We start from the raw sequence: 21,268 nt of genomic DNA, 5'->3' as shown, positions 1-21,268 counted from the left end.
TCAGCCCCCGCCACCCTCCTGGACCCGGAAGACGGGCAGCACCAGCTCCGCGCCCTCCCCGCCCGCCTTGTCCTCCCCGTCCCGTTCGTCGAACCGCGCGAACTCCAGCCGCACCGGCAGCCCGATGCGCACCTTGTCGTACGGCACCCCCACCACGTTGCTGACGATCCGCACGCCCTCCGCCAGCTCGATCAGTCCGACCGCGTAGGGAGGGTCGAACGCCTCGAAGCGCGGGTGGTGCATGACGACGTACGAATAGACCGATCCCTCGCCGCTCGCCTCGACCGTGTCCCACTCCGGGCAGCCGCAGGCGGCGCACCCCGGGAGCCAGGGGAAGCGGAGTGTCCCGCAGTCGCCGCACCGCTGGATGAGCAGCACCCCGCGGGCCACCCCCTCCCAGAAGCCGGCGTTGTCCCGGTTGATCACCGGGCTTGGTCGCCGGGCCCGAGGGGCCTTCGGGTTCCGCCGGGCGGGCGTGTACTTGGGCGTGTACTTGAGGATGCGGAACCGGTGCGTCCCCGCCGGTTCGCCGCCCGCCCGTACGTCCGTCCGCGTCGTGACGAAGTAGCCCGTCCCCAGCTTGGTCGTCTTGCGCTCCGAGACCGACTCGATCACCGAGTCGAAGGTGATCTCGTCCCCCGGCCGCAGGGGACGCAGATACTCCTGCTCGCAGTCGGTGGCGACCACCGACGTGTACCCGGAGTCGTCCAGGAGGCCCAGCAGTTCGTCGTACGCCTCCGAGCGGCCCGAGCGGCTCGAGCGGCCCGTGTGCCCGGACAGGCCGCCCATCGTCCACGCCTGGAGCATGGTGGGGGGCGCGACGGCGTCCGGCCCCGCGTACGCCGGGTCGGTGTCGCCCAGAGCCTCGCACCAGTGGCGGATCATCGGCTCGTTGACCGGGTCCTTGCCCACGCCGCCGACCGCCGCCGGACGCCCCTCGTACGCCTTCAGCCGCGCCGACAGCTCATCCGGCTCATCCGGCTCGTCCGGCTGAACCGGCTCCCTCCGGACCGGCTGTCCCGGCTCGGCGCTCACCGCCGCCCCCTCGTCATCCCGAGCCGCATCGTCGCGACGATCTCCCGCTGCACCTCGCTCACCCCGCCCCCGAACGTGTTGATCTGCGCCGCCCTGTTCATCCGCTCCAGCTCGCCGTCCCCGAACACCCCCGGCGAACCGGAGCGGATCAGCGCGTCCGCTCCGACGATCTCCTGACACATGCGATACGTCGCGACTGCCGATTCCGTTCCCGCGAACTTCACCCCACTGGCGTCGCCGGGGGCCAGTCGGCCGGCTCCCACGTCCCCCACCAAACGCCAGCTGAGCAGGCGCGATGCCGCCAGCCGGGCATGCACCTCGGCCAGCCGAAAACGCACCCACGGCTCGTCAACCCGACGCTTGCCCGTCACTGGATCAGGTGTACGCGCCGCTTCCAGCGCGGCCGCGCAGAAGTCCTCCGCCTGCATGCCGATCGCGGCGAGGGCGACGCGCTCGTGGTTGAGCTGGTTGGTGATGAGCCCCCAGCCGCCGTTCTCCTCGCCGACGAGGCCTGCGGCGGGTACGCGGATCCCGTCGTAGTACGTCGCCGTCGTCGTCAGTCCGCCCACCGTCTCGATCGGCGTCCACGAGAACCCGGGAGCGTCCGTGGGGACGAGGAGGATGGAGATGCCGCGATGCTTGGGCGCGTCGGGGTCGGTCCGGCAGGCGAGCCAGATCCAGTCGGCGTTCTGGGCGTTCGAGGTGAAGATCTTCTGCCCGTCGATCAGCCAACCGTCGCCGTCGCGGACGGCCCGGGTCCGCAGCGCCGCGAGGTCCGTGCCCGCCGACGGCTCGCTGTAGCCGATGGCGAAGACGAGGTCGCCCTTGAGGATGCGGGGCAGGAAGAAGGCCTTCTGTTCCTCGCTCCCGTACTTCATCAGGGTCGGCCCGACCGTGTTCAGCGTGACCATCGACACGGGCGCGCCCGCGCGGTAGGCCTCGTCGAAGAACACGAACTGCTCGTCCGCGCCGCGCCCCTGGCCGCCGTACGCCTCGGGCCAGCCGAGCCCCAGCAGGCCGTCGGCGCCGATACGGCGCAACAGGGCGCGCTGCCCCTGCGGGTCGTCCGGACCGGGCGGCCCGTCCGGCATCAGGTCCCGGAAGTACGTACGGAGTTCGACGCGCAGCCGGCGCTGGCGCTCGGTGGGGGCGAGGTGCACGGCTCCGGCCCTCCAGGACCTCGTACGAGCAAGAGTTTCTGACTGTCCGTCAGATAACGGTCGCTGTCAAGGTCGTCGGGCTCGCAGCGTCGGGCACGCACGCGTGGACCACGGAAAAACATCGAGACATTGGTAAACACAGGAAAACGCCTGCGCGGCGATACCGAAGTACCGCCGCGCAGACGCGTCGTCACCCCCCGCAGCCCACCCCCGGGCGAGGCTTTCGGAGCCGATGGGAGAGCATCCACCCCGAAAGCCTCGCCCCCTACAGATCGGTGAAGTTGACCGCCACGTTCTCGTTCGACTGGTAGATGGGCACGAACGCGGGGCCGTTGACCTGAGCCGTGTTGCTCTGGTTCGAGGCGCCCGAGCCGACGGCCTGCTGCTGCGTGGTGGAGGAGTTGCCGTAGTTGTCGCGCCCCACCCCGCTCTTGGCCGACGCCGCGGCCGCGTTCGATCCGAGGTCCGCGAGCGCGCCGTTGTCCGCCGCCGCCACGCCCGAGAAGAGGGTGGCGGCCAGGGGCAGTGCCGCCACGGCGGCGAGGACGCGTGCGGTACGGATGCTTGCCATGTGTTTCCTCCAGACCCGAGTACGTACCGGCTTCGCTGCCGGACGTACGTGAAGTGCGGCTGATTCCAGGGCGGTTGGCCGACCGCCCCGGCTCTGTGCTCGACGTCGCGACTCCAGAGTTGCCCATCCAATCCCCGGCGAACCACCTCGTACCTCTTGATTCGCACGGAAGCGTGATGACATGTCGATAAACCCCTGAATGCCGCACACATCACCAGCTCAGGGCCGCCGACCCGTCGCAAACACAGCGGCCACCAGGGAGGAAGCGTTCCAGCACGCTGCCAGCCACCCCGCCGCACGCCACCCGGACAGCCCGCACCCCGGCCCGCACCCACACCCACCCCCTCTTCCCTTTTTCGAACACAAGTACGAACATGGAGGCATGGCCACCACAGACCGGCAGGCCACGACCCTGGCCCTGGCCCACGCCCTGTCCGCCGCCGAACGCGGACTGGCGGTGATCCCCCTGACCCGGACGAAGCTCCCGGCCCTCCGTTCACCCCATCGCGACGACCCGACGCCGACCCCTTGCCACGGTGAGTGCGGCCGGTTCGGACACGGCGTGTACGACGCCTCGACCGACCCGCACCGCATCCGCGAACTCTTCGCCGCGGCCCCCTGGGCGACCGGCTACGGCATCGCCTGCGGACTGCACCCGCACCATCTGATCGGCATAGACCTCGACACCAAATCAGGCACGGACTCGTCCGCGGCCCTGCGCGAACTGGCCCTCAGGCACCTCTTCACGATCCCCGAGACGGTCGTCGTCCTGACCCCCAGCGGCGGCCGTCACCTGTGGCTGACCGGACCGCCGGACGTGATCGTGCCCAACTCGGCGAGCCGCCTGGCCCCCGGCATCGACATCAGGGGCGCCGGCGGCTACCTGGTCGGCCCCGGCTCACGCACGGACCACGGCGTCTACAGCACCGCCCCGGGAACCGCCCACCTGACCCCCGCCTCCTGCCCACCGACCCTCCTGCGCCTCCTGCTCCCCCCACCTCGCGCCCACCACCCGACCGCCCCCGCGTCCACCACCCAGCACGGCCAGGGCCTGGTCCAGTTCGTCCTCGCCGCACACGAGGGGCAGCGCAACACCCGCCTCTTCTGGGCCGCCTGCCGCGCCTACGAGAACGGCATCGGCCCGGACCTCACGGACGCCCTGACCGACGCCGCGGTACACACCGGCCTCACGGAACACGAGGCCCGCTCGACGATCGCCTCGGCGGCCCGGATGTCGGGGCGGCGGCCGTGAGCACGCCGAACGAGGAAGGGGTGCCCCTCACTGAGGAGCACCCCTTCTGACCTGCAAGCCTTCTGACTCGCACGCGGTGGGTGTGGGATTTGAACCCACGGTGACTTGCGCCACGACGGTTTTCAAGACCGTTCCCTTAGGCCGCTCGGGCAACCCACCCCGCGCACCCCACGATCGGAGCGCGCGGGACAAGACTAACCGTTAGCTGTCGCCCTCGCGTTGGCCCAGGGTGACCTCGGCCGTACGGGTCTTGCCGTCGCGGGTGTAGGTGAGGGTCACCTTGTCGCCGGGCTTGTGGGTCCAGATCTCGCCGATGAGGGTGGGGCCGCTGTCGATCGGGGTGTCGTCGAGCTTGTTGATCACGTCACCGGGCTTGAGGCCGGCCTTGGCCGCGGGGCCGCCCGGAGTGACGGCGTCGGAACCCGACTCGCCCTGCTGGGTGATCGTCGCTCCGCCGGCGCCCTCCTCGAGGGAGACCGACGCGCCGATCACCGGGTAGACCGGCTTGCCCGTCTTGATCAGCTGCTGGGCGACGTTCTTGGCCTGGTTGATCGGGATCGCGAAGCCCAGACCGATCGAGCCGGACTGGCCGGTGCCGCCGAGGCCGCCGCTGCTGGAGGACTGGATCGCGGAGTTGATGCCGATGACGTTGCCCTGCGCGTCCAGGAGCGGGCCACCGGAGTTGCCCGGGTTGATCGACGCGTCCGTCTGCAGGGCGCTCATGTAGGACGCCTTGCTGCTGGAGCTGCCGTCGCTGGAGGCCACGGGGCGGTTCTTGGCGCTGATGATGCCCGTGGTCACGGTGTTGGACAGGCCGAAGGGCGCGCCGATCGCGATGGTCGAGTCGCCGACGGCCACCTTGTCGGAGTTGCCGAGGGTCAGCGGCTTCAGGTCCGAGGGAGCGTTCTTGAGCTTGATGACCGCGACGTCGTAGCCCTGCGCGTGCCCGACGACCTCGGCGTCGTACTTCTTGCCGCTGGGGAAGGTCGCGGTCAGCTTGCCGCCGTCGACGGCGCCCGCCACCACGTGGTTGTTGGTGACGATGTGGCCCTGCTTGTCGAAGACGAAGCCGGTGCCGGTGCCGCCCTCGCCGTTGCTGCTCTCGGCCTGGATGGTGACCGTGCTGGGCACCGCCTTGGCGGCGACGCCGGCGACGGTGCCCGGGTCGCGCTTGAGGTCGCCGCCGCTCTGGGTGGCGGAGACCGTGGTCGAGTCGGTGGAGTTCTGGTTGCGGTCGGCCAGCGTGTAACCGATACCGCCGCCCACGCCGCCCGCCACGAGGGCGGCGACGAGGATCGCGGCGACCAGTCCGCTCCGTTTGCCGGCGGGCTTGGGGGCCGGTTGCTGGTAGGCGGTGCCCCAGCCTCCTGCGCCGGAGCCGCCGCCGTCCGCGTACGACGGCGTGGCCGGTGGCGGAGGCGGGGGCCAGCCCGCGGCCGCGGGCGAGTTCGCCCCGCCGGAGGGCACTCCGGGGGCTCCGTGCGGCTGTGCGTGGCCGTCGGCGCCCTGACCGCCGGCGGACGCGTACGCCGGCGCCCCCGAGTGCACCAGATCCTGCTCGGTGGTTTCCGGAGCGCTCGGAGGCACCGCAGGGATCGGGGCCGTCGGCGCGCCCTGTGCGGCGGTGTCACCGGCAGGCGTGCTCGGCTCGGACGCCTGGGCCGGCGCGGAGGCAGCGGGAGATTCCACCGGCACGGGAGGTGCGGACGGGGCGGGGGGTACCGCGGTGCCCTCGTTCTCGGTGCTCACAGCTCTTCTCCTCGATCCACGGCTGTTGATTCTCGGTAGCACTCGGTCACACGCGCTCACGCTTCGACGGTCCGGCACGATGAAGCAGTGCATCTGTGCATGTGCTTGTCATGTGATTGTGTCTGCCGTCAGCTTTTCCCATGGCCCGTCAGAGCACCATAAGCGGTGCCTGTGGGTCCGCAGCCATCCTTTATATCGGACCTGTCAGACTAAACAGACGCTTTGTGACGCGATCGACCTCACGCGTACCCCGACACGGTGGCACCATGACGCGGTGACCCACGCACGACAGCACCCGATTCAGGTGGTCGCCCACCGCGGCGCCTCCGAAGAGGCCCCCGAGCACACCCTGGCCGCGTACAAGAAGGCGATAGAGGACGGCGCGGACGCCCTCGAATGCGATGTACGGCTGACCGCGGACGGCCACCTGGTCTGCGTGCACGACCGCCGCGTCAACCGTACGTCCAACGGCCGCGGCGCGGTCTCCGCCCTGGAGCTCGCCGACCTCGCCACCCTGGACTTCGGCTCCTGGAAGAGCCGTGACGAGGAGCCCGACTGGGAGCACCGTCCCGAGGACCGGGAGGACACCTCCGTCCTCACCCTGGAGCGCCTGTTGGAGCTGGTCTCCGACACGGGCCGCCGGGTGGAGTTGGCCATCGAGACCAAGCACCCGACGCGCTGGGCGGGCCAGGTGGAGGAGCGGCTGCTGCTCCTGCTGAAGCGGTTCGGTCTGGACGCGCCCGAGTCCCCCGCCGAGTCGCCGGTACGGGTCATGAGTTTCTCCGCGCGTTCACTGCACCGCGTCCGGGCCGCCTCACCGGCGCTGCCCACGGTCTACCTGATGCAGTTCGTCTCGCCCCGGCTGCGTGACGGACGACTGCCCGCGGGCGTCCACATCGCCGGTCCCTCGATCCGGATCGTGCGCAACCACCCCGCGTACATCGAGCGCCTGAAGCGGGCGGGTCACCAGGTGCACGTATGGACCGTGAACGACCCCCAGGACGTCGACCTCTGCGTCGGCCTGGGTGTCGACGCCATCATCACCAACCGCCCGCGCGCGGTGCTGGGACAACTGGGCCACTGACGCCGTCGGCGCCGCCGATGCCGCCGCGCCGTGGTGAACCGGCCACCGGCCCGGTGTCCGGAGTCCACCAATACCGCCCTCCGCACAGTTCGCCGAAAAGGGAAAAACTCTCCCAAGGAGATCCCTGCGAAGCGCCAAGAGGGCCGGGGAGCACCCCGAGAAGCCACAGAACAGCACCGAAATCCAGCCACGCGGTTACGGGGAGTGCACCGGCGCGTTCGGTCCGTATCTGATCGTTACGAGTGCGTCAGTGGACGCGGATTGGCCGGTTTCCAGTCCAGTCCAATGGGGCATTCACACCGTGGCGTGGGGCAAAGGAGGTCTCGGGGGTGGCGTTGGTGGTGGCACAGGAGGTGCCCACGTCGTCGAGCATGGCCGTACCCCATGGCCCTGCGGGCGTGGGGGAAGCAAGGCACAGGATGCGTGACCAGCTGCGCACCGGTGGCGTGGCCGAAGCGGTCATCGACGATGCCGTACTGATCCTTTCCGAACTACTCAGCAACGCCTGCAAACACGGCAGACCACTGGGTGACGACGCCTTCGCCGGGGACGGCGACGTGCGCGCCGCGTGGTGCGTCGACCCGTCGGGCCGGCTGACCGTCGAGGTGACGGACGGAGGTGGTCCGACCCGACCGGTTCCGGCCACGCCCTCGGTCACCGCACATGGTGGCCGTGGGCTGAACATCATCACCGCGCTGGCCGACGACTGGGGCGTCCGGGACGACGCGCGCGGAGAAGTCACCGTGTGGGTCGTCGTCCAGGACGACGTGGACCGTGCCCGCCGCCGCGACGACTTCGTCACCCGCGTCACGGCACCACCGGTCTCCGCGATACCCGGCCTGGAACTGGCGGACGCCTTCGAGGACATGGACTAGACGCCGCGCATCACGGTGTCCTGGCTCGCATCACGGTCTCCTGGCTCGCACCACGAGGTCCCGGCTCGCACCACGGCGTCCCGGCTCGCACCACGGCGTCGCGACTCGCACCACGGCGTCCCGGCCGAACAGCCCCCACCCGGTGAAACGCACTCCGTGCCGGCTCTCGGCCCGGAACACCCCGGAACACCCCGGCACGAACCGGTGGTTCCGGTGACGACTCGGTGCGTTGTCCACAGGGTCCCGTCGGTTGCCGTACGAGCGGCTAGGCTCGCGACCGTACGAGACGAGCCGTAACCGGGAGACACCCACGATGGCCAAGAAGCGACCCCAGACGAAGGCCAAGCGCCCGCAGAACACGGGCGGAGCCGGCGCCGCAGGCGCTGACGGCCAGGTTCCGGTTGTCGGCGCGCGCGAACCCTGCCCCTGCGGCAGCGGCCGCCGTTACAAGGCCTGCCACGGCCGGGCCGCCGCACACGCGGTGACCGAGCTGGTGCAGCGTCCCTTCGAGGGCCTGCCGGGGGAGTGCGACTGGATCGCGCTGCGCGAGCTGGTGCCGGCCGCGACCGTCGAACTGACGCTGAAGGATGGCCTCCCGGAGGGCGTCCCATCGGTGACGCTCGCCACCGTCCTGCCGATGGCATGGCCCGCGCTGCGCCGCGACGACGGCTCGGTGCTGCTCGGCCTGCAGAACGACACGGCGTCCGGTGACATCAGCCGTGACCTCGCCGACAACCTCCAGCGCGCGCTCGTCGCGGAGCCCGGCACTCCGGTCCAGGGCCGCCGCGCCCCGGCCGGCTCTCCGCGGCTGCAGGATGTGCTCGACCCCGAAGGCACGTTCGAGCCAGTTGTGCACACGGGCTTCGAATTCTGGGTTCCGGACGCGGAGAACGCGGCCGCGGACGTGGCCGCGTCCCTGGAGCGGGCCAACGCCGCCGCCATCCCGACCGTGAAACTGCAGGGTGTGGACGCCGCGTACTGGTGCGAGACGCCCGACAGGAACCACCTGCGCTGGGTCATGCCCCACGCCGAGGAGCAGCTTCTGGACGCCCTCGCGCGGCTGCACGCGGCCGGGCAGTCGGGGCTCGGCGAGGGCACCCGTCTGGTGGGCTCCTTCCGTGCGCACGGCCTCACGGTCCCGGTCTGGGACCTGCCGGGCGGCATGGGCGCGGAGGAGATCGAGAAGCCGGCCGCCGAGTTCGCCGAGCGCCTCGCCACCGCGCTGGCCTCGGACGCACCGCTCACCGTGGACGAGCGGCGGGCCCGCGGCGGACTGACCAACCGGCAGGTCACGCTCAGCTGACGGACGGGGTCGGCTGACCGACCGGTCAGCCGACCCAGCAGTCACAGAACAGGTGACTCCTGTCACAACTCCCCGCTGTGACAAGGAAATCGGTGTCTGAATAGCCGAGATCGAATTTGCGAACCGCCGATCTCTTGTTACCGTTCGAGTAGCCCGGTTGCTGGTGCATCCCCCGTCGCCAGCAACCGGGTCTTTTCATGTCCGGCCTCGGGCCCGGCCAGCTGTACGGAACCGACGCGGACGTCAACGGCCCCTTCAATGGGGCGAGTTGCTCCCGGAACGCAGCAGCAGCGGCCCCTGTCCGTCGCTCGACGCGAACTCCGCGACGGCCGTGTACGCCTCCAGATCGCCCCGTGTGCGCTCCCGCGGCGTCTCGCACACTCCTGGCTCGTCCTGCGCGCCCACAACGCAGTGGATCCGCACGGAACGCCCGTCCGGGGCCATGAGGCTGAGGGCCGAACTCAGTTGCCTGCCCGTCGCGTTGCGGTAGTAGGTGCGGGCCCAGGTCTCCCCGCCCCGTGCCAGCACACAGGTCTGCGCCTCGACGCCGTCGGGCGACGAGAGCTCGGGGCCGCAGCGAGTGGTGGTCGTGGTACCGAGGCCGCCGCCGAGCGACAGGTGCGACCACGAGGAGGCCGCCGCGTCCTCGCCACGCACCTCCTCGCCGCGATGCTCACCGGCTCCGTCAACGGCTCGCGCCCTGTCGTCGCCGGCTCGCGAACTGTCGTCGCCGGCTCGCGCCTTGCCGTCGCCGGCTCGCGAACTGTCGTCGGTGAGTCCGGACATCCGGGCGACCATCCACCCGGCGTCGCCGGCAGGCCCCGCGGAGGCGACGGCGAGCGGCAGGGCGACTGCGGCGACGGCTCCGACGATCAGCGCCGCCAGGCGGGCCCTTCGGGCACCCGGGCCACGACGCCGCGGCCACGATGAGGCTCTGTGCCGGCCGGAACGATGCCGACCGGAATGAAACTGCATGAACGGAAGATAACGACCCACAGCGGGCGCCCGGTTCCCCGCGCGCCCGACACCCTCACAACTCGGGTGCGCTCACACCCGTACGAGTGAGGGCCTCGACCACCGCGTCCACGACGGCCTCCACATCGGGCACCCAGGGCGCGGCCGAGCCGGGCAGCGGCGCCCGCTCCCAGCGGACCTGGCCGATGCCGGTCTCGGACGGGGGCAGCGCCAGATAGCCGCCCTCGCCGTGGAAGCGCAGGGAGCCCGGCACGAAGTCCTTGGCGTACAGCAACTCGCCCAGCTGCTCCATGGAGTAGGGCGCCACGAGGATCGCCCAGCGCGCGGGGGTGGCGACGACCGGGCCGAGACGCATGCCCTTGCGGTCGAGCGCTTCCAGGGCGCGCGCGGCGGCGAGGGCCGGCAGACTCACCGCGCAGGGTGCCTTGCCTCCCGTGGCCAGCACGATGGGCGCGGCGGGCCGGTTGCTCCACCACCAGCGCACCATGCGCTCGTCGGTGGTGGCCGCGAGGAGTCCGGGGTCGAAGGGATGGGCGCCTGGCACCACGCACTCCGCGTCCGGGCACTGGCAGCGGGCCCGTCCCTGCGGGTCCGGGGCCACACCCGGGAGTACGGGCCACTGCCATTCGGTCGCGAACGTCAGGGCCTGGTGGAGCATCTCAGACCTCCCGCCGTTCCGCTTGGACAGGAGCCTGCGTCGCTTTCCGGGGATCTCGCGCATGAGCGCTCGTCCTTTCCGTTGCACGCCTGGCAACACCGCGGTCCACATCACACCATGTGTCGATCACTTCACTGTGCGTACCTGCTGGCGCATCACACCCCTGCCCGAGACAAGGGAAACCCCTGTAGGCCGAGCTCTGGCTGCTTCCGTGTCCATACTGCGTCTGCTCTCAAGCATGAGCATGGCGTAGGGGTGGCGACGCCTGGCGTATTGCCGTCCCGCTATTGCTCGTCGCCTCCGCCACGGGAGGATGGGGCACGGTCGTCGGTGGATAGGACGCCCGGCTCCGGCGCCAGGTTCCCGGGCGGTTCCCTCACCGCCCCTGGCTTTCACCGAGTACGTACCCATCACGACCGCTGTGACGCTCTGTCGAACAAGGCCAGTCGACCGCAATACACCGTTCCCTGAGGCACTTTTAAGCCAACTTTGCCATTCCGCAATCCACTCACACAGCCCCACGGACACCAGATATCCCAGCAGGACAATGCTGGACATCCCCTTACGAGTGCGTGTACATGTGGAGACACCGCTAGCGGCGCAAAATGACATGGGGGTTTGCGATGCTATGGAGAAATATGCGCCGGTCCGGAAGCCGGACACCATGAACGCCCCTCACCTTCCGAAAGTGGCTGGAATCGATTCAACCGTTCCTTCGCCCGCACACACTGTCGCGCCCACGCCCGTCGCCACGGGCTCCCCTCCGGCCGCGCCGCCCATCGCCCCCGGGGCCGTTCTCCAGGACAGACTCGCAGGCTGGGTCTCCGACCTGACGACCCTCCACGAACTCACCGAGCGCCTGGCACGCACGGATTCACTCGCCGCCGCGCTCCAGGAACTGCTGCGCGCCGGAGCGGCCCTCGTGGGCGCCCGGCGCGGTCTCGTCGTCCTCGAACCGGGCGACGGACTCGGCCCGGACAAGACCATCGGTCTCGGCCTCGGCCGGGCCGATCTCGGCCACATCGAGACGGTGCCGCGCGCGTCCATGTCGTACGGACGGCTCCTCGACACACCCGCCGGGCTGCCGGGCGGCGACGGCGGGATCGCACAGCCCGACCTGTTCGCCGAGGACGGGCTCGACCCCCGGCACCGCGAGGTGGCCGCCCGACTCGGCTACGCCGCCTGCTACGCGCTGCCCCTCAGCACGGAGCGGGCGGGCCGCCTGGGTGCCGCCGTCTGGCTCTACGACGAACCCGCCGAGCCGGTCGAGCGGCAGCGCCACCTGGTCGGCCTCTACGTCCGCTACGCCACCGAGCACCTGGCCCGCACCGTCGAAACAGAGCGCACGCGCGCGTGCATGAGGACGATCTCCGAGGAACTGCTGCCCTCCCGGCTGCCCCGGGTCGCCGGCGTCCAGCTCGCCGCCCGGCGCCGCACCGGCCCGCGCGGTGGCGGCGACTGGTACGACGCCCTGCCGCTGCCCGACGGCGCGCTCGGGCTCGCGGTCGGATCCGTCACCGGGTCGGGGCCCAGCGCGATCGCCGCGATGGGGCGGCTGCGGGCGTCGCTGAGGGCGTACGCCGTGATGGAGGGCGAGGATCCCGTCGCCGTCCTCTCGGACCTCGAACTGCTCCTCAGGCTCACCGAACCCGCCCGCTCGGCCACCGCCCTCTTCGCCTACTGCGAACCCTCCCTGCGCAGGATCACGCTGGCCGGGGCCGGGCACAGCCCGCCGCTGGTGATCGGCGAGCGGCGCACCGAGTTCGTGGAGACCTCCCTGTCGGCCCCCTTGGGGATGCTCGCCTGCTGGGAGGCGCCCAGCGTCGAACTGTGCGCCGAGCCGGGCGAGACGGTGCTGCTCTACACCGACGGACTGCTGCGGCGCACGGGCGACCCCATGGACCGTGCCTTCGCCCGGCTGCACGCCGCCGCGGCGAGCCTGCCCAGAGCGGTGCGCGCCGACCCCGGCGCGGTCGCCGACCACATCCTGCGGAGCGTGCTGCCCGACGGCCTGGACGTGCGGGCGCCCCACAACCTGGCGGAACCGGGACCGGGACCGGTGGACGACAGCGAGGAGGACGTGGTGCTGCTGGCGGCCCGCTTCGAGTGACCGGCGGACCGGGTGACCGAATAACCGGGCGACCGAGTGACCGAGCGACCGGGTCACCGAGCCACCTGGCGGCCCGGCGACCGCGCTCACAACCAGGCGTCCGCGCTCACACACGTCTCCCAGGGCCCGTGGCGCTCTTCCGCACGACCGTACGATGGAGGAGGTCCAGCGCCGTATCGAGGAGGATGACCGTGGCGGACGAGCTCGAGCCGGAGACCCCGGAGACCGAGGCGGCCGAAGCCGAAGAAGAGCCGATCAAACCGCGTAAGAACGGCCTGTACCCGGGCGTGTCCGACGAGCTGGCCGAGAACATGAAGTCCGGCTGGGCCGACACCGAGCTGCGCGACCTGCGGCCGATCGCCCAGGCCGCCGAGACCGCCGCCCGCCGGGCCGCGCTCTCCGCACGCTTCCCGGGCGAGCGCCTGGTCGTCCCCGCGGGCAACCTGAAGACCCGCTCGAACGACACGGAGTACCCCTTCCGCGCCTCCGTCGAGTACGCGTACCTCAGCGGAAACCAGACCGAGGACGGCGTCCTGGTCCTGGAGCCGACGGCCGAGGGCCACAAGGAGACGATCTACCTCCTGCCGCGCTCCGACCGGGAGAACGGCGAGTTCTGGCTCTCCGGCCAGGGCGAGCTGTGGGTCGGCCGCCGTCACTCGCTCGCCGAGGCTGAGCAGCTGTACGGCATCGGGGCCTCCGACGTGCGCGAGCTGGCGGACAGGCTGAAGGAGGCCACGGGTCCGGTCCGGGTGGTGCGGGGCTACGACGCGGGCATCGAGGCGGCGCTGCACGACAAGGTGACCGCCGAGCGCGACGAGGAACTGCGCGTCTTCCTCTCGGAGGCCCGGCTGGTCAAGGACGACTTCGAGATCGGCGAGCTGCAGAAGGCCGTCGACTCGACCGTGCGCGGCTTCGAGGACGTGGTGAAGGTCCTCGACAAGGCGGAGGCCACCTCCGAGCGCTACATCGAGGGCACCTTCTTCCTCCGGGCGCGCGTGGAGGGCAACGACGTCGGCTACGGCTCCATCTGCGCGGCCGGCCCCCACGCCTGCACGCTGCACTGGGTGCGCAACGACGGCCCCGTCCGCTCCGGTGACCTGCTCCTGCTGGACGCGGGCGTGGAGACCCACACGTACTACACCGCGGACGTCACGCGCACGCTGCCGATCAACGGCCGCTTCAGCGAGATCCAGAAGAAGATCTACGACGCCGTGTACGACGCCCAGGAGGCCGGTATCGCGGCCGTGAAGCCGGGCGGCAAGTACCGGGACTTCCACGACGCCGCGCAGCGCGTGCTGGCCGAGCGGCTCGTCGAGTGGGGCCTGGTCGAGGGGCCGGTCGAGCGCGTCCTGGAGCTGGGCCTGCAGCGCCGCTGGACCCTGCACGGCACCGGCCACATGCTCGGCATGGACGTCCACGACTGCGCGGCCGCGCGCGTGGAGTCGTACGTGGACGGCACGCTGGAGCCCGGCATGGTCCTGACGGTCGAGCCGGGGCTGTACTTCCAGGCCGACGACCTGACCGTGCCCGAGGAGTACCGCGGCATCGGCGTCCGCATCGAGGACGACATCCTGGTGACCGAGGACGGCAACAGGAACCTGTCGGCGGGGCTGCCGCGGCGCTCCGACGAGGTCGAGTCGTGGATGGCGTCCCTCAAGGGCTGAGGAAGTGGAAGAGGGCTGAGGAAGGGCTGAGGCCGCCGGGGTGATCGGAAGGGGCCCGGTCACGTGACCGACTTCTGGTCCGGCGTCGGTGTGGACCTGCATCTGGAGCCGGACGCGGCGGCCGGGCGCAGGGCGGGTCTGGAGCGGGCCCTGCGGGACGCCCTGCGTGACGGACGGCTCCCGCCGGGCACCCGCCTGCCCGCCACCCGGCGCCTGGCGGCCGAGCTCGGCATATCGCGGGGCACGGCGAAGGCCGCGTACGACCAGCTCGTCGCCGAGGGTTACCTGACCGCCCGCCAGGGGTCGGGCACGGAGGTGGCGCCGCTGCCCTCGGACACCATGTCGGCGCCTGCCGGGCGTCCACGCGCGCGTGCGCCCCGTTTCGACCTGCGGCCCGGCAGCCCCGACGTGGGCGTGTTCCCGGCGGCGGCCTGGCTGCGGGCGATGCGGCGCGCGATCGCGACGGCTCCCTCCGCGGCGTACGACTACGGGGACCCGCACGGCCGCATCGAGCTGCGGACGGCACTGTCGGGCTACCTGGGGCGGGCCCGTGGGGTGATCGCGCCGCCGGAGCGGATCGTGATCACGTCGGGGTACGTGCAGGGGCTCGCCCTCCTCACCCGTGTGCTGGACGGCGGCGTGGTCGCCATGGAGGACCCCGGGCTGCCGTTCCACCGGGACGTGGTGCGGCGGGGTGGCGGGACGGTCGTTCCGGTCGGGGTCGACGAACGGGGCGTGCGCGTGGACGGCCTGGGCGACCCGGCGGCCGTCGTGGTCACCCCCGCCCACCAGTACCCGACCGGCGTCACCCTCCACCCGGAGCGGCGCCGTGCCCTCACGGACTGGGCCCGCGCGCGGGACGCGCTGATCGTGGAGGACGACTACGACGGGGAGTTCCGCTACGACCGGCAGCCGGTCGGCGCGCTCCAGGGCATGGCGCCCCACCAGGTCGTCTACCTGGGCACCGCCTCCAAGACGCTGGGCCCCGCACTGCGGCTGGGCTGGATGGTGCTCCCCGCGCACCTCGTCGACGCCGTGACCGACGTCAAACTGCACAGCGACCACCACACCGAGTCCCTGGGGCAGTTGGCCCTGACGGAGATGATCAACAGCCACGCGTACGACCGCCATGTACGGGCCTGCCGCCTCCGTTACCGGCGCCGCCGGGACCAGCTGCTGGGCCGGCTGGGTGCGGGGCGGACCGTGCGGGGGATCGCGGCCGGGCTGCACGCGCTGGTCGAAGTGCCGGACGAGACCGAGGCGTTGGCGCGTGCGGAGGCAGAGGGGCTCGCGATCGGCCGCCTCGGCGACCACTGGCACGCGCCGGACGGTGAGCGGCCGCAGGGGTTGGTCGTGGGGTACGGGACGCCTCGGGAGCGGGCCTTTCCTGAGGCGTTGGAGGCTTTGGGGCGGGTGCTGGCGGATTGGTCGTGACGGAACTCGTCGTGACCGACGTCTTGGGTCGATCATGAAGTGGGCCAGGAAAGTGCTGTGGAATTGGTCCTGTTAAGGGGTCCAAACAGCTCATAGCGTCGACGGCATGCCCCTCCACGACACACCGGTGGCCTCTCCGGTCAAGACCCCGGCCGAGACAGCGACGTGGGCGAGCCGACTCGTCCCGCCCGCCGGCCCGCCGCGCGTCCTCGCCCTGGCGCAACTGGCCAACTCCGTGGGCGACGGCGCCTATTACGTGACGTCCGCGTTGTACTTCACGCACGTCGTGGGGCTGTCCCCCACACGCGTGGGGCTCGGGTTGACCGTCGCCTGGGCGGTCGGCTCGCTGGTGGGTGTGCCACTGGGGCGGCTCGCGGACCGGCGCGGGCCGCGCGAGACCGCGGTGCTGCTGGCGGCGGCGACCGGGCTGGCGGTGGCGTCGTTCCTGCTGGTCCGCGAGTTCGTCCCGTTCCTGCTGGCCGCGTGCGCGTACGCGTCCGCCCAGTCTGGGCTCGCGGCGGCCCGGCAGGCGCTGCTGGCCGGGCTGGTGCCCGCCGGGGAGCGGACCGGGCTGCTGGCGCACCTCCAGTCCACGCTCAACGCCGGGCTCGCGGCCGGCGCGGGGCTGGGCGGGCTGGCGCTCCACGCCGGGACACGGACGGCCTACCTCGCGGTCTTCGCGCTGGACGCGTTGAGCTTCCTGCTCTGCGCGGTGGTGCTGCTGCGGCTGCCGCCGGTGGCGGCGAGCGGGTCACGCTCGGCCGCCGGGCCGGAGCACCGGTTCGGCGTACTGCGCGACCGGCCGTACGCCACGATCGCGCTGCTCAACACCGTGCTGCTGCTGCGGATGCCGCTGCTCAGCCTCGGGCTCCCGCTATGGATCACGGAACGCACCGAGGCTCCCGCCTGGGTGGTCTCCGCCCTGTTCGTGCTCAACACGGGCGCGGTGATGGCCTTCCAGGTCCGCGCGGCCCGGGGCGTCACGGACCGCAGGACCGCCACGCGCGCGATACGGCGCTCCGGGGTCGTCATGCTGGCGTCCTGCGGAGTGTTCACCCTCTCGGCCGGGGCCTCGCCGGCGGTGGCGGCCGGGGTGCTCGTCCTGGGCGCGGTGCTCCAGGTCGCCGCCGAGACGCGTCAGTCGGCGGGCTCCTGGCACCTCGCCTTCGATCTGGCCCCGGCGGACCGGATGGGCGAGTACCAGGGCTTCTTCGGCACCGGCGTCACCGTGGCCCGCACCCTCGGCCCGTTGCTCCTGACGGCGCTCCTGGTGGACTGGGGGACGCCGGGATGGCTGCTCCTCGGCGCGGTGACGCTCGCGGCGTCGTACGGGATGGGCCCGGCGGTGACCTGGGCGGAGAAGGGGCGCGGCGGCTCGTGAACGGCAGCCGGCGTCGGCCGTACGACCCGGGACCGCACGCCCAGGACCCAGGGCCCAGGACCGTACGACCCGGGCCGGGGACCGTACGGCGCGCGGCTCAGTACCCAGGACCGTACGGCGCGGGACCCAGGACCGTACGGCCCGGAACCGCCGGAGGCACTACGCGGCCACGGCCGCAGCCCCCGCCACCATCGGCAGCGAGTCCGCGAACAGGGCGCCCGCCAGCAGGGGGGCACTGCCGCGAGGGCTCCACGCGCGCGCGTGGAGGTCGGCGTCGAGGGCGGTCAGCGCCTCGCGGCCGGCCTCCGTGAACGTGCCGCCCGCATCCAGGACCGCGCGGGCGCCGGCCTGGACGTGGCGGAGGCCGTGGGGGCCCGCTGTGTACAGCAACTCCGTGTCCTGGAGAGTGGACACGACGGTCAGGAGGGCGTCGAGCCGGGCGTGGTCCTCGGGAGCGCCCGAGGAGCGGGCCTTGGACAGGGCGTCCAACGCCCGCCGTACGTGCGGGAATCCGGCCCGTGCCTCGCCCCGCGCCCCGGCCGCGCCGTACTTCGCGGAGACGGACGAGCCCCGGGAGGGCCGACGCGGGGCCCTGCGGTCGGGGTGGGCCGCGATCTTCTTGGCGGTCGCGGCGAGTTCGCGTCCCCGGGCGCCGGGTTCCAGGGCCGCGGCGGCGACCAGGAGTCCCAGTACCCAGGTCGCTCCCCGGTGGCCTCCACCGGCCAGGGCGACCGAGTGCTCGGTGGACCGGCCGATGGCGCCGAGTTCCGCCCGGAGTTCGGGGGTCGGGGCGCCCGTCCGGCGTGCGGCCGCCGCCATCGCCGCGAGGCCGGGCGCCAGCGCCTTCGCCGACCAGCGCCGGGCGCAGTGGTCCTGGCGGGTGACACGGGCGTCGAGGTCACGCGGATCGGGCAGTCCGGGCTTGGGGGTCAGTTCCAGTTGCCATGTCAGCGCGGCCACGGCGGCCCCGGCCAGCGCGTCGTCCTCGCGGCTGCTCATCCCCGCACCCTACGAGGAGGCCGAGGCGGAAGGGGAGGGGGCGTCGCTCGGGGCGTCACTGGGAGCGCCGGACGGGGGCTCGCCCGACGGAGGCGTACCGCCGCCGTCGCCGCTGCCCGCGCCGGTGTTCTCGGCGTCCGGGTCGATGCCGAGGGTGATGTAGCCCTTGTAGCCCTTCGAGGGGTCCTTCTTGTGGACCGGCTCCAGCGTCAGCAGGCCGCTGGAGGCGCCGCCGCCGTCGTAGACCATGTCGTCGTCGAGCGTGGTGTAGCTGCCGGTGTGCTTGCTGTACGGCTCCAGCTCGAAGATCGACTCGGCGACCTCGTCGTCGAAGAAGAGCTGGCCGGTGAAGTTCACCTTGCCGCCCTCGTAGGTGCCGTCCTCCTTCTCGCCGCCGGTGTGCACCTTGACGTGGATGTGGCAGGTCCGGGGCGTGTACCAGCCCGGGATGATCGTCTCGAACTTGACGACCCCGTTGGCGTTGGCGATCTGGTAGCCGCGCAGGTACGTCTGGTCGTTGGCGTCCGAGCCGTCCTCGCTCTCGGCGGGCGCGGAGCCACCGGGGTTGGCCGTGGTGTAGCCGGAGTAGTAGCCCCAGGCGTCGCAGTGCCAGATCTCGACGGCCGCGCCGGCCACCGGGCCGCAGGACTCGGTGGTGTCCTGCACGACGATGCGCAACGTCAGCGGCACGCCGTCCTTGCCCTCGGTGATGTTCTTCCGCACCAGGGCGCCGTCCAGGTAGTACGGCCCCTCGGTGACGCTCGACATCAGCACGCACTGGCCGCCGCTGGTGGAGGTCGCGGAGGCCGAGGCGGTGTCCGTGGCGGTGGTGGTCGTCCCGTCGGTCGTCTCGTCGGCGAAGGCCGACTGGTAGCCGGTGACCGCGAGCCCGCCGGCAGCGACCGTGCCCCCGGTGACCGCGATGGCGCGGCGCCGGGTGATCGTGGTGTTCCTGTGGTTTCCCGTCATGGCGGGAAAATTAGGGAGGCCTGCCGTCAGCGAGCTGAGGCGGAGCTGTGAGCGCCCTGAGAGTGTTCTGCGCGGCCGTCGGCGGTGTGGTCGTGGTGGGCGCGTGCGTGGCGGATGCCGTCGCGGTGTGCCACGGCCCACTCGTGGAGGGCGGAGATGGGAGTGAGCAGCGTGCGGCCCAGTTCGGTGAGTTCGTAGTCGACGCGCGGGGGCACGGTCGGGTAGGCGGTCCGGCTGACCAGGCCGAGCACTGGGACGTCATCCAGCCGGTCCCGGCGGCATCGGCCAACGACAACACCCCGTTCCAGCCGCGTTCCAGCCGCGGAACGTGTTCGGGGCCGGTGCCGACCACCCGCCGCTACACCGCCATCAGCGGCGCGGCGCCCTCCCGCCACTTGAGGATCTTGTCGAAGCTCACCACGGCGCCGCCCCGGCCCGGCTTGTTGCCGATGTGGACGTGGTCGGCGAGTTCCTGGATGAGACAGAGGCCGCGGCCGTGCTCGGCCTCGGCGCGGGACAGGCGGATCTGCGGGCGCTCCTTCGTGGCGGGGAAGCCCGGCCCGGAGTCCGTGACCTCGATGCGGCACTTCTCGCCGTCGAGGTAGGCGGTCACCCGGAACGCCTCGGACGAGCCGGGCGCGTCCCCACCGTGTTCGACGGCGTTGGCACAGGCCTCGCTGAGGGCGACGGAGAGGTCGTAGGAGACGTCCGGGTCGACGCCCGCGGTCTCCATGGTGCCGATCAGGAGCCGTCGGGCGAGCGGCACGCTGGCGGCGTCACGCCGCAGATGCAGTGACCACCAGATGCTCATGCTCCAGCCTCCTGGCCGCGGCTCGACATACCGTTACGTATTGCCCTCACTGCGGGTGTGTAAGCGCACGGATCGCGTGATGCCGCCCATACAGCGGATGCGCGGACGGCGCACAAGGGTGTATGCGTGCGCCTCCGCCGGCGGGCCCGCCGCCCGTCCCGTCGCAGAAGACGGCCCGGGAGCCGTAAGGCGTCCGGGGACACGGGCGGCGCCACCCGGATCGCGGGGCGCCGTGCCCCCGTTCGTCGCTCTCCGGAACTCGCAGCTCAGGAGACACACCGGGCCCTCACTGAACGCACACCCCCCTTCCGGCCGTACGTCACGTCGTGGACCTGCCGAATGGGGCGCTCAAGGCCAGTGCGATGATGAGCCGGCCATGACTGCCCCCCACCAGCGCACGGCGCGCGCCGGAGGTGATCTCCGGGTTCTGAGGGCCGCGGTGTTCGCCGCGGTCTGCGTCGTGCTGGCCGCGGCAGGTCATGCGCTCGCCTCCTGCGCCAAGGTCCCGCTGTGGACTCTGGGCGCCGGGTTCGCCGCCGTCTTCGCCGTCGCGGCCCCGCTCGCCGGGCGCGAGCGGTCGCTGCCGGGCATCGCGACCGTGCTGGCGCTGGGGCAGACCGTGCTGCACGCGTTGTTCGGGCTCGGCCAGCACCCCACGTCGTCCACGTCCGCCATCTCCTCCATGTCCTCCGTGCCGTCCGGCACCTCCGACGCCATGGGCACCGTGGACATCTCCCTCGTCGAGCGTGCCGCGCGCCTGGTGTGCGGGGCGACGGCGGCGGCGATCAGCCCGGCACAGGCCCAGCGCATCCTCGTGGACGCCGGTCTGGACCCGCACGCCACGCACGGCTCCGCCGACGGCATGGCGGGCATGGCAGGTATGGCGGGCATGGCACAGGGGACGGGCTCCTCGGCGTCCGTCCTGCCGACCCTGCCGATGCTGCTCGGTCACGTTCTCGCTGCCGTCGCCGCCGGATGGGTGCTGCGGCACGGCGACCTGGCGCTGCTGCGGATCGTGCGGCTCTCCGCGGACGCGACGGTCGTACGGTCCCTGCGCGCGGCCCTCGCACTGGTGCGCGCCCTGCGCTCCGGGCTCCCGGGCGCGCCGGAGGCGGCTCCCCGTGCTCCGCTGACCGCTCACGAGGCGCCACCGGCACCGCGTACGGCCGCGCTTCAGCACACGGTGATCCGGCGCGGCCCGCCGTCCCGCGCCGCCGTACTCGCCCTCGCTGCCTGAC

Annotated in this window: 19 protein-coding genes and 1 tRNA gene; 9 read left to right on the top strand and 11 right to left on the bottom strand. The window is 72.0% G+C overall.

Features of this window, described 5'->3' with window-relative positions; all coding sequences use genetic code 11:
• The 3 genes from AB0959_RS11295 to AB0959_RS11285 form a co-directional block, all read right to left on the bottom strand.
• Entirely contained in the window at nt 1–963 is a 963-nt protein-coding gene (locus AB0959_RS11295; RefSeq protein ID WP_366826213.1) for a bifunctional MaoC family dehydratase N-terminal/OB-fold nucleic acid binding domain-containing protein, read from the bottom strand.
• A 68-nt stretch (nt 964–1,031) separates the two neighbouring features.
• Nucleotides 1,032–2,195: an acyl-CoA dehydrogenase family protein gene (locus AB0959_RS11290; RefSeq protein ID WP_366826097.1), complete on the bottom strand. Its 1,164-nt coding sequence runs from the start codon at nt 2,193–2,195 to the stop codon at nt 1,032–1,034.
• A 265-nt stretch (nt 2,196–2,460) separates the two neighbouring features.
• Entirely contained in the window at nt 2,461–2,766 is a 306-nt protein-coding gene (locus tag AB0959_RS11285; RefSeq protein WP_366826096.1) for a hypothetical protein, read from the bottom strand.
• Between the two features lie 382 nt (nt 2,767–3,148).
• On the opposite strand from AB0959_RS11285, the gene AB0959_RS11280 reads away from it, so the two are divergent.
• Nucleotides 3,149–4,018 carry a bifunctional DNA primase/polymerase gene (locus AB0959_RS11280; RefSeq protein WP_366826095.1) on the top strand — a complete coding sequence of 290 codons (870 nt, stop codon included), beginning with the start codon at nt 3,149–3,151 and terminating at the stop codon, nt 4,016–4,018.
• A 74-nt stretch (nt 4,019–4,092) separates the two neighbouring features.
• Here the strand turns inward: AB0959_RS11280 and AB0959_RS11275 are convergent.
• Nucleotides 4,093–4,177, bottom strand: a tRNA-Ser gene (locus AB0959_RS11275).
• A gap of 42 nt (nt 4,178–4,219) precedes the next feature.
• Nucleotides 4,220–5,767, bottom strand: coding sequence for a trypsin-like peptidase domain-containing protein (locus tag AB0959_RS11270; RefSeq protein WP_366826094.1), 1,548 nt, complete (start codon nt 5,765–5,767; stop codon nt 4,220–4,222).
• A 274-nt stretch (nt 5,768–6,041) separates the two neighbouring features.
• Here AB0959_RS11270 and AB0959_RS11265 point away from each other — a divergent pair, with 274 nt between their 5' ends.
• The 3 genes from AB0959_RS11265 to AB0959_RS11255 all read left to right on the top strand — a co-directional run bounded on the left by AB0959_RS11265 (nt 6,042) and on the right by AB0959_RS11255 (nt 9,029).
• Nucleotides 6,042–6,851 (top strand): glycerophosphodiester phosphodiesterase, encoded by an 810-nt coding sequence (locus AB0959_RS11265; RefSeq protein ID WP_366826093.1) that lies wholly within the window; start codon nt 6,042–6,044, stop codon nt 6,849–6,851.
• A 242-nt stretch (nt 6,852–7,093) separates the two neighbouring features.
• The gene (locus AB0959_RS11260; protein ID WP_366826092.1) at nt 7,094–7,726 is read left to right on the top strand and encodes an ATP-binding protein; all 633 of its coding nucleotides are present in this window, start codon (nt 7,094–7,096) and stop codon (nt 7,724–7,726) included.
• A gap of 313 nt (nt 7,727–8,039) precedes the next feature.
• Nucleotides 8,040–9,029 (top strand): DUF5926 family protein, encoded by a 990-nt coding sequence (locus tag AB0959_RS11255; protein WP_366826091.1) that lies wholly within the window; start codon nt 8,040–8,042, stop codon nt 9,027–9,029.
• A gap of 255 nt (nt 9,030–9,284) precedes the next feature.
• Here AB0959_RS11255 and AB0959_RS11250 read toward each other — a convergent pair whose 3' ends face one another.
• The gene (locus tag AB0959_RS11250) at nt 9,285–9,815 is read right to left on the bottom strand and encodes a hypothetical protein (protein ID WP_366826090.1); all 531 of its coding nucleotides are present in this window, start codon (nt 9,813–9,815) and stop codon (nt 9,285–9,287) included.
• Nucleotides 9,816–10,059: 244 nt separating this feature from the next.
• Nucleotides 10,060–10,725 (bottom strand): bifunctional DNA primase/polymerase, encoded by a 666-nt coding sequence (locus tag AB0959_RS11245; protein WP_366826089.1) that lies wholly within the window; start codon nt 10,723–10,725, stop codon nt 10,060–10,062.
• 484 nt (nt 10,726–11,209) lie between these two features.
• On the opposite strand from AB0959_RS11245, the gene AB0959_RS11240 reads away from it, so the two are divergent.
• From AB0959_RS11240 to AB0959_RS11225, 4 genes are all read left to right on the top strand, one after another.
• Nucleotides 11,210–12,772 (top strand): PP2C family protein-serine/threonine phosphatase, encoded by a 1,563-nt coding sequence (locus AB0959_RS11240; RefSeq protein ID WP_366826088.1) that lies wholly within the window; start codon nt 11,210–11,212, stop codon nt 12,770–12,772.
• A gap of 185 nt (nt 12,773–12,957) precedes the next feature.
• The gene (locus tag AB0959_RS11235; protein ID WP_366826087.1) at nt 12,958–14,436 is read left to right on the top strand and encodes an aminopeptidase P family protein; all 1,479 of its coding nucleotides are present in this window, start codon (nt 12,958–12,960) and stop codon (nt 14,434–14,436) included.
• 63 nt (nt 14,437–14,499) lie between these two features.
• Nucleotides 14,500–15,870 (top strand): PLP-dependent aminotransferase family protein, encoded by a 1,371-nt coding sequence (locus AB0959_RS11230; RefSeq protein ID WP_366826086.1) that lies wholly within the window; start codon nt 14,500–14,502, stop codon nt 15,868–15,870.
• Nucleotides 15,871–15,976: 106 nt separating this feature from the next.
• The gene (locus AB0959_RS11225; RefSeq protein WP_366826085.1) at nt 15,977–17,251 is read left to right on the top strand and encodes an MFS transporter; all 1,275 of its coding nucleotides are present in this window, start codon (nt 15,977–15,979) and stop codon (nt 17,249–17,251) included.
• Nucleotides 17,252–17,410: 159 nt separating this feature from the next.
• Here AB0959_RS11225 and AB0959_RS11220 read toward each other — a convergent pair whose 3' ends face one another.
• The 4 genes from AB0959_RS11220 to AB0959_RS11205 all read right to left on the bottom strand — a co-directional run bounded on the left by AB0959_RS11220 (nt 17,411) and on the right by AB0959_RS11205 (nt 20,030).
• Complete coding sequence (locus AB0959_RS11220; RefSeq protein WP_366826083.1) at nt 17,411–18,250, bottom strand: triphosphoribosyl-dephospho-CoA synthase; 840 nt, start codon at nt 18,248–18,250, stop codon at nt 17,411–17,413.
• Between the two features lie 9 nt (nt 18,251–18,259).
• The gene (locus AB0959_RS11215; protein ID WP_366826082.1) at nt 18,260–19,219 is read right to left on the bottom strand and encodes an intradiol ring-cleavage dioxygenase; all 960 of its coding nucleotides are present in this window, start codon (nt 19,217–19,219) and stop codon (nt 18,260–18,262) included.
• Nucleotides 19,220–19,245: 26 nt separating this feature from the next.
• Nucleotides 19,246–19,470, bottom strand: a complete 225-nt coding sequence (locus AB0959_RS11210; RefSeq protein ID WP_366826081.1) for a helix-turn-helix domain-containing protein — start codon at nt 19,468–19,470, stop codon at nt 19,246–19,248.
• Between the two features lie 107 nt (nt 19,471–19,577).
• Entirely contained in the window at nt 19,578–20,030 is a 453-nt protein-coding gene (locus AB0959_RS11205; protein ID WP_366826080.1) for an ATP-binding protein, read from the bottom strand.
• 376 nt (nt 20,031–20,406) lie between these two features.
• Between AB0959_RS11205 and AB0959_RS11200 the strand changes: the two genes are divergently transcribed.
• The gene (locus tag AB0959_RS11200; RefSeq protein WP_366826079.1) at nt 20,407–21,267 is read left to right on the top strand and encodes a hypothetical protein; all 861 of its coding nucleotides are present in this window, start codon (nt 20,407–20,409) and stop codon (nt 21,265–21,267) included.
• The last annotated feature ends 1 nt before the right edge of the window (nt 21,268 follow it).

Source organism: Streptomyces sp. NPDC046862 (assembly GCF_040704615.1).
Taxonomy (GTDB): domain Bacteria; phylum Actinomycetota; class Actinomycetes; order Streptomycetales; family Streptomycetaceae; genus Streptomyces.
Note: the sequence above shows the minus strand (reverse complement) of the source record. Positions and strands in the feature narration are given on the sequence as shown.